At 38.2% G+C, this 14,134-nt stretch carries 11 protein-coding genes and 2 pseudogenes; 8 read left to right on the top strand and 5 right to left on the bottom strand.

The window, feature by feature from the left end:
- Positions 1 to 13: 13 nt before the first annotated feature.
- From murA to IPO27_00110, 5 genes and pseudogenes are all read right to left on the bottom strand, one after another.
- Positions 14 to 1,325: pseudogene (murA, locus tag IPO27_00130) on the bottom strand (UDP-N-acetylglucosamine 1-carboxyvinyltransferase).
- A 214-nt stretch (positions 1,326 to 1,539) separates the two neighbouring features.
- Positions 1,540 to 1,887 (bottom strand): T9SS type A sorting domain-containing protein, encoded by a 348-nt coding sequence (locus IPO27_00125; protein ID MBK8845024.1) that lies wholly within the window; start codon positions 1,885 to 1,887, stop codon positions 1,540 to 1,542.
- A gap of 6 nt (positions 1,888 to 1,893) precedes the next feature.
- Positions 1,894 to 2,292, bottom strand: coding sequence for a hypothetical protein (locus IPO27_00120; GenBank protein ID MBK8845023.1), 399 nt, complete (start codon positions 2,290 to 2,292; stop codon positions 1,894 to 1,896).
- Between the two features lie 24 nt (positions 2,293 to 2,316).
- On the bottom strand, positions 2,317 to 2,976 hold the full coding sequence (locus tag IPO27_00115; protein ID MBK8845022.1) for a hypothetical protein: 660 nt from the start codon (positions 2,974 to 2,976) through the stop codon (positions 2,317 to 2,319).
- 508 nt (positions 2,977 to 3,484) lie between these two features.
- A complete protein-coding gene (locus tag IPO27_00110) occupies positions 3,485 to 4,273 on the bottom strand; it encodes a LexA family transcriptional regulator (GenBank protein MBK8845021.1) in 789 nt (262 codons plus the stop codon).
- Positions 4,274 to 4,741: 468 nt separating this feature from the next.
- Here IPO27_00110 and dinB point away from each other — a divergent pair.
- The 8 genes and pseudogenes from dinB (at position 4,742) to IPO27_00070 (ending at position 14,126) form a co-directional block, all read left to right on the top strand.
- Positions 4,742 to 6,557 (top strand): annotated as a pseudogene (gene dinB, locus IPO27_00105) (DNA polymerase IV).
- 309 nt (positions 6,558 to 6,866) lie between these two features.
- Positions 6,867 to 7,499: a hypothetical protein gene (locus tag IPO27_00100; protein MBK8845020.1), complete on the top strand. Its 633-nt coding sequence runs from the start codon at positions 6,867 to 6,869 to the stop codon at positions 7,497 to 7,499.
- Positions 7,435 to 8,790 (top strand): hypothetical protein, encoded by a 1,356-nt coding sequence (locus IPO27_00095; protein ID MBK8845019.1) that lies wholly within the window; start codon positions 7,435 to 7,437, stop codon positions 8,788 to 8,790. The genes IPO27_00100 and IPO27_00095 overlap by 65 nt, the downstream gene beginning before the upstream one ends.
- Positions 8,775 to 10,010 carry a hypothetical protein gene (locus IPO27_00090; protein MBK8845018.1) on the top strand — a complete coding sequence of 412 codons (1,236 nt, stop codon included), beginning with the start codon at positions 8,775 to 8,777 and terminating at the stop codon, positions 10,008 to 10,010. The genes IPO27_00095 and IPO27_00090 overlap by 16 nt, the downstream gene beginning before the upstream one ends.
- 41 nt (positions 10,011 to 10,051) lie before the next feature.
- On the top strand, positions 10,052 to 11,065 hold the full coding sequence (locus IPO27_00085; GenBank protein ID MBK8845017.1) for a T9SS type A sorting domain-containing protein: 1,014 nt from the start codon (positions 10,052 to 10,054) through the stop codon (positions 11,063 to 11,065).
- Positions 11,066 to 11,070: 5 nt separating this feature from the next.
- Positions 11,071 to 12,012 carry a T9SS type A sorting domain-containing protein gene (locus tag IPO27_00080; GenBank protein MBK8845016.1) on the top strand — a complete coding sequence of 314 codons (942 nt, stop codon included), beginning with the start codon at positions 11,071 to 11,073 and terminating at the stop codon, positions 12,010 to 12,012.
- Between the two features lie 17 nt (positions 12,013 to 12,029).
- Positions 12,030 to 13,154 carry a T9SS type A sorting domain-containing protein gene (locus IPO27_00075; GenBank protein ID MBK8845015.1) on the top strand — a complete coding sequence of 375 codons (1,125 nt, stop codon included), beginning with the start codon at positions 12,030 to 12,032 and terminating at the stop codon, positions 13,152 to 13,154.
- A 45-nt stretch (positions 13,155 to 13,199) separates the two neighbouring features.
- Entirely contained in the window at positions 13,200 to 14,126 is a 927-nt protein-coding gene (locus IPO27_00070; protein ID MBK8845014.1) for a T9SS type A sorting domain-containing protein, read from the top strand.
- The last annotated feature ends 8 nt before the right edge of the window (positions 14,127 to 14,134 follow it).

Genomic DNA, 14,134 nt, shown 5'->3' with positions numbered 1-14,134 from the left:
CTGCCGTGCTATGTTATGCTGTTATACGCGTTATTTGTGCACCCAAGGCCTTTAGGCGACCTTCAATATTTTCATAACCGCGATCTATTTGTTCAATGTTATGAATGGTGCTCTTACCCTTGGCCGATAGCGCTGCAATAAGCAACGATACCCCTGCACGTATATCGGGCGAAGTCATGTTGATACCCCGCAATGGATATTTTCGATTTAGGCCTATAACCGTGGCACGATGCGGGTCGCACAAAATAATCTGGGCGCCCATATCTATCAATTTATCGGTAAAGAACAACCGGCTTTCAAACATTTTTTGGTGGATTAATACGGTGCCGTTAGCTTGCGTTGCTGTAACAAGAATAATACTTAGTAAGTCAGGAGTAAACCCCGGCCATATAGCATCGGCAATGGTGAGTATACTGCCATCGATAAAAGTTTCTATCTCATAATTTTCCTGTGCGGGAATATAGATGTCATCCCCTCTGAATTCCATTTTTATACCGAGCTTTTGAAACACCGAAGGTATAATGCCCAAGCTGGGGATATTGCAATTGCGAATGGTAATCTCACTTTGAGTCATGGCGGCAAGGCCAATAAAACTGCCTATTTCTATCATATCCGGAAGCATGGTATGCGTGCATGCTCCTAACTTTACAACCCCTTCAATGGTAAGCAGGTTGCTGCCAACTCCCGATATTTTGGCGCCCATGTTGTTTAGCATTTTGCATAACTGCTGTATATAAGGTTCGCAAGCTGCGTTAAAAATGGTGGTAGTGCCTTCGGCCAATACTGCTGCCATAATGATGTTTGCAGTACCAGTTACCGAAGCTTCTTCGAGCAACATATGTGTGCCCCGTAATGCTTTTGCTTCAACGGTGAAAAAATTTGCATCTGCATCAAAATTAAATTCGGCACCGAGGTTTTTAAACCCGATAAAGTGGGTGTCTAATCTTCTGCGGCCAATTTTATCGCCACCCGGTTTAGGTATGTATGCTTTGCCAAAGCGTGCCAGCAACGGGCCTACAATCATAATGCTGCCACGCAAGGCTGCCGCTTGCTTGATAAATTCTTTAGTCGAAAAAATCCATATTTATGCGGTCGGCCTGAAACGTGTATTGATGGTCGCCACTATGCTCCACCTGCACCCCCATGTTGCCTAACAGGTCAATTAATTTGTTTACATCAATAATGTCAGGAATGTTGTTTATGACCACCTTTTCGGCTGTAAGCAAAACAGCGCTTATTATTTGCAACGCCTCATTCTTGGCTCCCTGTGGGTTTATTTCGCCTCGCAATGGCTTGCCACCTATTACTTCAAAACTTGCACTCATAGTAATTTTATTTGGTGGCGAAGTAAATTGTTTTGCCAGCAAGTTATTGGCTGGTTATGCTTAGTTCTTAGCGAAGTTTTTCACAATGGAATTAAGGAGATTTTAGGTGAGTTGTGTTGGTTAATAATTTGGATTTTATTCAAAAAAATTTTTGTCTGCAGTTGTTGTCCTTCTTACAGCCCTAATTTATTCAAATAACTTTTGCTCCAGCTCGCTATTCTTTAATAAACTTTCCACTTAACAATTCATTCTCACTTCGCAAACTTACAACATACCTCCCACTTGCCCACCCTGCACAATCCACATCAGCAGTGGCATAACCATTTGTAATTTTTAATTCGTAATTCCTAATTGCGCTACCATGTACATCATATATGGTTACCGTTACACGATTGCCTTGCAATCCACTTGCATTTACAAACAACTTCTCCCAAGCAGATATATACGTGCATTGCATTTTCCCCTCTCCATGTGGAGAGGGGCTAGGGGTGAGGTTTGCACTTAATGTATCACAAGGACTCCCCACCAACGGCCCCAAACCATAATTAGGATTATTAGGCAAACCATATTAGGTGCGCTTACCACCAAGGTAAAACGAGAAGGGCTGAAAATCGCAGGCACTGTTATCGGGATAGTTGATTACACTTAGGTTATCGGTAATGTAGTTGTGTGTGCTATCGGGATAGGGAAAGCCAAACACACCCGGAGGGCTGTAGGCGCAAGCCCAATACATTTTGCCATCAGGGGCAAGCTCTATAAGGCTGGCTGCGGCAGCATGCTCACCTTTGAACAGTGTATCGCGACTGGCAGCAATGTTAGCTGCTTGCAAGTCGAAGCGTTGCAAATAATTGGTGGTGTCAAAATTTGAAAATACTTGGCTTACATACAAATAGCGCTTATTGGCAGATAGCTCGCAATCCCAGTACCAGGGGGCTAAAGAAGCTGATGTTACCTCATGCTCTATCAACACCTCGTTCGATAAAGTACCTGTTCAGCGGTCGATATCAAATACTGAAATGAGGCCGTTGTTGGTACAGCATGCAATTTTGTTCCTATCCATTGATGGCTCAATTCTATAAAATCCAGGGCGTAAGGAAGCGCCTATATCTTGTGTATGGCTCAATGCAATTCCTTCTGGCGAAATAAGATAAAAGTAAAACTTTATATTCTTTATTTTCCAATCCCTCACCAACACCCACCAATCTCTTCCATTGCCATGTTTAATGGCGGCAAGTCCATCATTTGTATAAAAATTTTGCCCCTGCAATTGCACATTCTTTTGTATTACTGCTCCTCGTGCGCTATCGGCATTCATATCTATTATGCTGTAGTATGGGCCTCCATTGCCAGTTACAGGAGCTTGAAACAAAAGAAATAAGTGGTTATTATCTATATGAGGTAGCATTATTAATTCCTTGTACCACCCACGACCAATTAAGTCAATTCCATTTACCATTATGGAGTCCTTACTATTAAACACAGCGGTCAAATCCTGCTTTCCTAAATTCCAATATGGAACATATAATGTATGAGCGTAAAACAATAAATTATTAAGGCTATCACTAATACTTACACATGACCCACGCGATACAACGGACGATTTTTTTACAATAGCACCGTTCAAAAAATCTATACGGGCACTATTCTCCAAAACACCATATTGTATTCATGTTTTGGCCATTTGCATTTGCAAAAAGAAAAAGGCATACAATGAGAACTAACCATTTATTTTTCATTGTCTTAGAATCACAATTTGTTTTTCATGCATAACTCCATCAAGGTCTTTACAACCTAAAATGTAAACGCCACTAACAAAATCACTTAAATTGATCGGAATATATTTGAAAGCATTTACCCCCGATTGGCGTCCCGCCTACCGCCCCACAGCCAATAACATGCTAGCTTTTCGTTCTTGCAACACCATGAACTTCAATTTTATTTTCATCAACATTTACTCCTTTACCAACTACATTTCCAATCGTAAATTAAAAAAAATGCGCTAACTTCTTGCAATAAAATTTTTTCAAAATAATCACATGTCCATTACGTTTTCCTGTAAAGTAAATTATTTAAATTATTCAAAGGAAAAAATCCTACACAACGCATACATTCACCGTTACAATTTTCTGGTTATACCACGCACTTGAATTTCTTTCTTCTCATTTCAACTTCGCCTTTAGCGTATTTTCCAATTGCATTATCTTATCAAACAGCTCATCGCGCTCGCGCACAGGCGTTGGCAATTCGCTGCTTATATAGTTGCAAAATTTCCATACTTCTTTTACCTCGTTTATTTCAATAGCATACGGCTTATAAAAACTATTGAGCGATTGCAACAGCAAGTTTTTCTTTTTCTTAATTTGATTATGTACCACCTTAAACACAATCCCTTCGTCTAGCGTAAGCAGCACATAGGCATTGCCGTCTTTTATATCGTACCAGTTTTCAACATACTCAGCTATCACATACGATTTATCGGGTATTGGCAACATGCTATCGCCCGAAATCTGAAACATCCTGTACTTGCGCTCGCTAAACAAAATAGGCAACTGAAACGTTGGCAATCGTTTTATATAATCAGGGTCGCTATATCCCGCCTTATATCCTGCTTTGGCTTTATGATTTACCAGTTCAATATTTTCGCGATTATTTTTATCAACCGTAGTAGCCAACACGCGCAGGCGCGAGCCGGTAATATACACATCATGACCACGCTCCAGCTCGCCCAATTGCGATTCGCTCAGGTCCTCCATGTTTACCTTTATCAGCGTATCTATCGACACTTTGTAATAACGCGAAAACTGCACCAGCGCCTCCAGCGTAGGATTCTTAATACTGCCATTTTCGTAACTGTTCAAGGTACTGCGGCTTACCCCCAACTCATTGGCCACCACATCCTGCGTGCGCCCTTTGCGCGTACGCAATAGTTTAATATTCGATGAAAACATATCCTTCCTCCTTTTTATAAATTTACTATTCAACCAACTTGTGCAGCCCGCCACTGCTGCCATTTGCGAGTACCTGCGGTCTTACCCTTACTCATTACAGTAAGTTCCCGCTATCCGCTGCTACTCCTCGCGCCACCCGCAAGCCTGCCCTGCTGCGGGGTATCCGCTACTATCGGGGGTAGTAACCAGGCCATTACTCCTTCGGTTTATTAATTCTTCCAATCAATTCAATACACACCAACTACCCTAACTGCACCGCCCACCGTTTCTAAAACCAAACCATCACCAATAGTTATCAGCATAAAAAATAATTTGCTCCATGCCGTAAAGATAAATGATTATATTGTAGCCACCAAATTGTTTGTAATACAATCAAACATACTTTTGCACCGGTATGCAAACAATGAGATAAAAACGATAATCATAGGAGCACCAATGACTCACACACCTACATCGAGTATTGTACACATGGATCTTGATTGCTTCTTTGTATCGGTGTCGCGCATGCTGCATCCGCAGTTGAGAGGCAAGCCGGTAATAGTGGGAGGTGGTGACCGTGGTGTGGTAGCTGCATGCAGTTATGAAACCCGGGTATTTGGTGTACACTCGGCCATGCCTATCAAGATGGCCAAGCGCCTCTGCCCCGATGCCATCATTGTACGTGGCGACTATGATGAATACAGCAAAAAATCGGACGAGGTTACACAGATTATCAATGAGCGTGTGCCCCTGTTTGAGCGCTCATCCATTGATGAGTTTTACATTGACCTTACCGGTATGGATCAATATTTTGGCAGTTATAAATATGCTACCGAACTAAGGCAACGCATTATTAAAGAAACGGGGCTGCCCATTTCGTTTGGCATGTCTAAAATAAAACAGTAAGCAAGATTGCTACCGATGAGGCCAAGCCCAACAATCAGATGTTGATTGAGTTTGGTACCGAGAAAATTTTTTGGCACCGCTGTCGGTAAAAAAAATTCCCATGGTAGGCGAAAAAACTTACCAGCTGCTTCGCAGCATGGGTATTGAAAAAGTAAAAACGATACAACAAATGCCCATGCAACTGTTTGACAATGTGATGGGCGAAAATGGCGTAAGCCTGTGGCGCAAAGCCAACGCCATAGATAGCAGCAAGGTAGAACCATACAATGAACAAAAAAGCATGTCGCAAGAAGAAACATTTGAGAGCGACACCATAGATGTAACACGATTAAAAAACGTGCTCATATCCATGATTGAAAAATTATGCTTTCGCCTGCGCACCGAAAACAAACTAACATCATGCATTGCAGTAAAAATTCGCTACTCCAACTTTGATACGCATACCATGCAATGCCGCATAGCCTATACCAGCAACGACCATACACTCATAGCCCGTGTAAAAGAATTATTTGACAAACTCTATAACCGCAGGTTGCTCATACGGCTGGTAGGAGTAAAACTGAGTCACCTGGTAAATGGTGGACATCAGATAGACATGTTTGAAGATAGCATTGCTGTGCTTAACCTGTATCAGGCAATGGATAAGTTGCGCCTCACCTATGGCGAAGACAAGGTGATGCGTGCCGTTAGCCTGAATCACAGCTTGCGCGGATTCAACCCCTTTAATGGACTGAGCTCATCACCTGCAGCATTGCAGCATGATCGTGAGCATACACGCGCGCACATACCTTCGCTAAAGAGTATGAATAAATTGCTGGGGATAAAAAAATATGGACAGACAGCAACTACCGATGTACCAAAAGTTGTAAGCTATGAGTACAAGATTGTAATAAATGTGCCGGCATCGGTACAGCGCTATGCCAGTGCATTGCAAAATAATCTCTGTGCCCTTATGCCTGATGAACCACCACAACGCCTCAAGGCCCGAATTGCGCTTGCGCAATTTCTGCTTAACGATTGCGATGAAGAACAATTGATAGAAAAAATTGCTCATGTAACCAAGCATCATGGTGCCCTATTGCTGCGCATACATAATTTTGTACAACACAATGCGCAAGGCTTGTATATGCATGTACCTGCTAATGATGCACTCACACAACTAATACGATCGTTGCGTGCTACCCTGTGCCTGCCACCCAGCAAGTGCATGTACATGAACCGCTATGATATTACCATACTTACCAAATTTACCGATGCGCTGAATAAAAAAGTACAGGAACAATTACCAGCCAAAAAGTACGAAGCCGATTTTATGTGCCATACCATTGCCTTGCAAAGGCGTGCGCAAGCACTGGCTAACTACGAAACTGTGGCAGAATTTGTGATGGGGGTGTATTAGTGAATTGAGAGTAGCGTTAGTTGGGCTTTGTTTTTTAATAATTGATTTCACCTATTAAGAATTTGAATTAAGCGATTAATAAATATTTTTATTTTTTCAACCAACTAATGATTTATTTGCTTTCTTTGTACTAGGTTCTTTGAAAAAACCATTCATTTATCGGAAAACCTTGCTGCAATGAGAAATAAATTCGGTCGATGTTTATTATCAAGCTTCACTAACATGCTCGTGTTACTTTACGTTTTAAGCCCCCTAATTGGTTTTTTAATTGTGCGGTATTTTTAAGTATAATTTTAAAAAATAAAAACTATGAATGCGCTAAATTTTAGAACACTTCTATTTGATTCAATTACAAGGTACAAGGTACAATCAAATTTAATACATTGTGTAGCTTCAAGCCTACCATCTCCATTATTATTTTTACTAATTACTTGCTGTGTAATGTTATGCGGAATAAATAGGTTAAATGGTCAAACGCCTACCTTGGGGTTGGGTTTTGCAGGTAATAACTATCAAGTTGGTGATACCGTTCAATTTATTAATACTTCGACTGGGTTTCCTTCCAATACAATTTATTATATCAATAATGGGCTACCATGTGGTGAATACCCTGATCATAGTCCTGTCGTTGGTGATACTTGTGATGTAGCTATAACAGGCACACAAACTTACGAGAAAGTTTACGCTTTACCTGGTACTTACTATTTACAATTAAGAGCAAATTATAATGGTCAAAACTACATTTATTCATCACAAATTACCATTGCAGGCATAAGCACACTTGGATGCAATGCACCAATTTGCAATCTTGTTCATAATGGGGGATTTGAGGATATAATAACATGTCCTTTATCAAACTCTCCTGAATATTTAGCCGGTGTATCTTTCCCCCTACCTAGCATTTCTTGCAATTGGTTTTATCCTACTTTTTGGGTCTCCTGATTTAGTAATTAACGCTACCAACTTTGGCTGTACAACTAATACCCTTAATATATATGATGGTGGACCTATTATTACATCAGATGGCATGGCTGACCTGTATATAAATGGACCTAGTCGTGAATATATTGAACAAGAACTATTACATCCATTATATGCAGGCATTACTTATAGAATAAGCTTTGACGCAAGAATGTCAACTTTACTTTGTCGATCTTCTGAAGCACAGGTAGCTTTTACTCAGGGTCCTTTAACCAATTATGCAACGATAAATCCATTGAACTTGCCTAATGGAAGTAGTATGCTGCTAACAACACCGATTATTAGTCAAGGAGCGGTTCAAACCTATACTATGGATTTTACTCCAACAATAGATTGCTTAGACCATATTATAATTGGGACTTTTGTTGCTGACACTAATCTAACTATAACCCAAGGTAATTGTCCACAAAGCACCGTATCCGGATTGATGATGATAGATAATGTTCGGTTATTTCCAGTTAATAATTTAGATGCAACCATTGATAATATTTGTAATACTTCCGGAGGAGGTATTACGATCAATAGTGGATGTTTAAATAATATTACTTTTCCACCGCCCCATACGTTTCTGTGGAATAATGGTAATACTACCAATTCAATCAGCAATGTACCAAGTGGAACATATACTGTAACAGTTACCGCCAGCAACAGCAATACGATTACCTCTTCTTATTCCATACTCTCGCTTGGTGTAAACTTAACTCCTCCTCAAATTATTGGTCCGCATGATGCCTGCAATCCAAATCATCTTTTTAGTGTAGATAACCCATTGCAAGGTCATAACTATTCCTGGCAGGCAAATGGCAATGGCACAACAATTTTTGGCAGCGGTACAACTGCAAATATCAATTTTAACGTGGCTCCATTTAATGGATCCGGTACCATTACCTTCACCATTCATGATGTCAGTAGTTGTTGTACGGCATCCTCCATATTTGAAATTTTTGCATGTTGCGATGGCACTTTTAATATTCAAAATACTAGTATTACAGATTTACTAACTACTAATCCTGGTATATTTAATTTAAGTGGCCCTCATCCGCAAATAGATGAAGCCTCAGTTGGAGGCTTTGGCAGTACAATTAGTATTAGTGGTACATTAACAGTGGATCAAGATTTTGAATTTGGAAAAATAGATGTTCTAATGAGTCCTGACGCTGTAATACATGTAGTAAATAACGGTACCGACTTTTTTCTATCAGACGCACATATAATGACCTGCAATCATGAATATATGTGGCGTTCTATTTGATGGATGATGGTTCTTCTTTACAGTCTGTACTTAGTACCATTGAAGAAGCTCAAATTGCTGTGTCAGGCTCTAATTGTACGATAGGATTATTTAACAATACAAGGTTTAATGCCAACAATGTATCGGTACTAGTTGAAAATTCTACAATTATTAATAATTGTACAGTTGAGCAGTGCATATTTGAATCAAAAGATGTATTCACAATTGCTGTACCTGCAAATTTAATACGACCATATTTAGGAAGAAGACCCGAAACTGCTTTAAGGTTTAAAAATTGTGTCGGGCAATTTATTGGAAGACCTTTGAATTATGCTAATGTGTCTGCTCTTAACTATCGAAACTATTTCAGAGATATGAACATGGCTATTGATATTTCAAATACCACTATAGAAATTTATAACAATGACTTTACAAATATTTTTCGACATGATATTATGTACCCACCAAGTTATGCTATTAATGCGCTCAAATCAAACGTGATAAAGGGAATTACCGTTGGAGATTTTAATGTGCCTCCACAAAATGACAATGGACAACAATTATGGGAGAACATTTTTTACAACTGTGACAATGGAATAAATATTAATGGATCTGCAGTTGCAACTATTGTTAATAATAAAATGAACCGGATACGGGCGCAACCTGGTAGTACAGGTACTTCTACAGGTACGGCTATTAATTTGTTTGATGCCAACTATTCAACTTATGATATACACAATAACTTTATTACCAACTTCGGCACCGGTATATGGGGCAGCCTGCTATCTTATGCAAATATCGATATTCATAATAATAATTTTAATATCGGCAGCCTTGTTACTGCTCAAGCCTTTGCAGCCATCCGCTTTGCTAACCCTGTAAATGCACTAGCCATATTTACTCCTACCCAATTTATATACGATAACAGTATCAGGCGTGTTACCCGAGGCATAGTAACTACCAATTGGGATGATATAAGTATAACAGACAATAGCATTAACCTAACTAACAGCGATATAGTTGCCAACCCTGGTACATTTTATATCGGAATCAATGCTAATAAATGCCAAAACTTAAATATAGCACGAAATTATATTTACAAAGATGGCCCCAATCCAACCAGTGCAATTGACGATCAGGTATTAGGTATCAATGGGCAAAACATAACTACATCAACTATTACAAGTAATTTATTATCGCGCATGGCAGCGCCATCCGCTTCTTTAACTCACAACAAATAAACACCGTACACTGCAACCAAATGGATACCTGCCGCATAGGTGTGCGCTTTGATGCAAGTAATATTGGCGACCAGGGCAGTGCAGCAGCAGCACAGGAGAATGCGTGGTATTTTCCGCAGAATCCGGTGGGGGCCTATTTTGCTTTTTATAAAGATGCTTTAAGTCTAAACCCAAATTGGTTTTATCGACCAGGGCCAATGGCCTTGCCTTTTCAACCAAATCCTTTTCAAATGTCTCCTGTAGGGTTTGTTATTGCGCAAATAGGAAATTCATTTAATGATTGCGAAGTTCCATGTCCTGGTTGCCCTGATCAACGAATGGCTGATATAGTTGCAGAACAAAATGAATTTGCAGGACTTACGTCAGATGAGCTTTATTTTTTGAAATATAGTGTTTACGAACAATTGAGAAGTGACACTTCTTTGATGTATGCGGGTTATCCATCGGATTTGATTTTGAAACAATTTTATGATAGTGCATCAAACTCGAATATGGAAATGTTATTGATTGTTAATGACCTAATTGCAGACTCTCTTGCATTGTTCGCGAATGCTGTAAACTCCTGGATAAGTCCTATTAATCATTTTGAAGATAACATGAAAGTCATCAATGATATTTACATAAATACTTGGGCGGTTGGAATTTATACTTTTAATCAAGAACAAATGGATTTACTTAGTCAAATTGCAAATGAAAACCCTTTAATAGGAGGGTATGCCGTATATACAGCAAGGGTAATGCTAGGATTGGACTTTGCAGATTTTATTAATTCAAATTTAAGACATTTGCCAAATGAAGTTAGTTCTAATAAATATAAGTCGTTTCAAATTTATCCTAATCCTGCACGAAATAGGTTGTATATAAATTACCAATTTGAAAAAAATGAAAATGCAACAATTGAATTAATTGACTTAACAGGGAAAACAAAATGCTATATAAGCATTGATTCATCTACTGAAATTGACATTTCACATTTAACGAATGGCGTTTATATGGTTAAATTCTCAGTGGATAATAATCAAACTGTGAATAAAGTTGTAGTTTTAAACAAATAGTTGAAATGAAGTATATTTTGATAAGTATCTATGCAATTACCCTATATCGTAGTCAAGCTCAAAATTTAGTTATTAATCCAAGTTTTGAAGACACATTAGATTGCCAGACTTGGTGGAATTCAGGAAATCTACCCTCATTGCAAAGTGTATCATGGTATCAATCAATTGGATCACCAGACTTTTGGTCAACAACTTATACTCCTGGTTGTGGCACCGCGCCATTTCCGAATAATTTCACGGGATACCAGACTGCAAGAAGCGGTGATAATTGCACAGGCTTTGCGGCAAGTGGTTTTCCAAATTATATTAATTTAAAAGAATGCATAACAGGTAAATTAACATCCCCCTTAATACAAGGTCACAAATATTTTGCAAAAATGTATTTAAACAGTTGCGATAGTTGTTATTTACATATTGATAAAATTGGAATGTTTTTTAGTAATGATAGTGTAAATCCAGATACTAGTAATCTATTTTATATGAATCCTCAAATTGAAAATTCAGCAGGAGTTATTTTAAGCGACACTATAGGCTGGATGGAAGTAAGTGGATATTTCAATTCTGTTGGCGGAGAATCATTTATCACAATAGGTTGTTTTAGACCTGATAGCTTGTTGCAATTTGATAGCATAATACAATGGCCAATTATTGCAGCATACTACTTCCTAGACGATATCTCCGTAATCGACTGCACAGCAATTTCGCTGCCAGATATAGCAGATACAAAACTTAATGTATGGTATGATGCTACAAATAACAAACTTGTAATTAGCACCAATGAGCAAATAGAAAATTATACACTACTAGATATGCTTGGCAAAACAACCTTGCAAGGCAAACTACTAAATAATGAAATAAGTGCAGCAGCTTTGTCACGGGGTGTGTATATGTTGGTGGTGGAGGATAAGCGTTATAGGAGGAGGGTATTTAAGGTGGGGGTTTATTGATTATAAAAATAAATACAATGTTTAATCATATAAATACAAGTGCAGTTGGTGGCAGCGCCATCCGCTTCTTTAACACACAAATGACCAACACCGTACACTGCAACCAAATGGATACCTGCCGCATTGGTGTGCGCTTTGATGCAAGTAATATTGGTGACCAAGGCAGTGGTGGTGCTGCGCAGGAGAATACTTGGTTTTTTCCACTATCAGGCCACTTGGCATTTTATCGAGATAATTTAAGTCCAAATCCTAATTGGTTTACGCGTACACTTACACTGAGTTTGCCTTTTAGTCCTCAAATAATTTACATGTTTCCAACATCTTTTGTGAATTATTTTTTAGGCAATGCTACTAATGATTGCGAAGTGCCATGCCCGGGATGTCCATACGAACGGATGGCAGACATTGCATTAAGAAATGGAGAGTTTGCCTACCTAACAAACGATGAGTATTATGCATTATCCAATGATATATATAATGCACTCAACGAAGATGGCAGCTTAATGTATGCAGGTTATACAAGTGATGTAGTGTTGCAAAACTTTTATGATAGCTTAGCCACTACAAATATTGGTATGCTTAGTATTGTAAACAATTTACTCGCAGATTCACTAAATGCTTTTGCAGGTATTGTAAATAATTGGGTAGTGCCTGTAAATCATCAAGAGGAGAACTTTAAATTGGTAAATGAAATTTATTTAAATACCTGGGCAATTGGTATCTATTATTTTAATAATAACCAACAACTCATACTTGAAAGTATAGCAAACGAAAATCCAATGATTGGTGGCGATGCAGTTTATTCAGCCCGCGTTTTGCTTGGTTGTGATATGGTAGATTTTATAGATAATGTCAATAGAAAAACTGACAATATTCAAATTAATTCTAAAGCACTTAAAGTCAAATTTTTCATTTCGCCAAATCCAGCAGATCATATTATTAATGTTTATTTTGAAGATAAGGATAGCGAGGCCTATTCAATCGAGTTTAAAAATGTCTTAGGCGAAAGTCTCATATATAAGCACTCTAATTTGAATGATTTTTCCATTGATATAGAATTTCTTTCAAATGGAATTTATCTGGCTATTGCTTATCTTAACGGTAACTATTTAGGTTCTTTGAAATTGGTAATAAACAAGTAATTAATAAAGGATATGAGTTCTTTTTTTGGTATTAAATCTTTAATCATGATCATTTTATTTCTTATAAATAATTTATGTGCAAAGTGTCAAAATTTAGTACTTAACCATAGTTTCGAAGACACAGTTACTTGTACTCAATGGGCATTAAACGATTGGCCAAATCTTCCTTGTAAAAATTGGTATCAATCCATTGGCTCACCTGATTTTTGGAGTACACAATACACTCCCTGGTGTGGCTGTTCTCCATTTCCAAATATATTATTAGGGTATCAATTGGCAAAGAGTGGCAATAACTGTGCTGGTTTTGTTTCAAGTTATTTTCCCAATTTCGTGAATGCTAAGGAATTAATTACTGGTAAATTATCTAATCCTTTGATTTTTAATCATAAATATTATACATCTTTTTATGTAAATGTTTGCAATAATTGTCATATACACATTGATAAAATTGGGGCTTACTTTAGTATAGATAGTATTAATCCTGATAGTAACTATTTATTTAATTTAAACCCGCAAATTGAAAATCCCGCAAATTTGATGTTATCTGATACAATGAATTGGATGGAGATTTCTGGATTTTTTATAGCAAATGGTGGAGAACAATTTATTACACTTGGTTGTTTCAGGCCTGATAGTGCTTTAACTATGGATAGTGCTTTAATTTGGAGTGAGCCTGGCGCATACTACTTCCTCGATGACATCTCCGTAATTGACTGCACTGCCGTTACCCTATATGAGCTGCCAGAGCTACAAGTAAACGTATGGTACAATGCCATAGATAAAACAATTAAAATAAACACCACCGAAAATAATCTTAGCTTTACGCTAATAAATGCGATGGGCAAAGTAGTAATGCAAGGCAAACTACTAAATAATGAAATAAGTGCAGCAGCTTTGTCACGGGGAGTGTATATGTTGGTTGTGGAGGATAAGCGTTATAGGAGGAGGGTATTTAAGGTGGGGGTTTATTGATTATAAAA

The sequence above is a fragment of the Bacteroidota bacterium genome, assembly GCA_016714535.1.
In the GTDB taxonomy this organism is placed as follows: domain Bacteria; phylum Bacteroidota; class Bacteroidia; order AKYH767-A; family OLB10; genus JADKFV01.
This window is presented reverse-complemented; position numbering and strand designations above follow the sequence as displayed.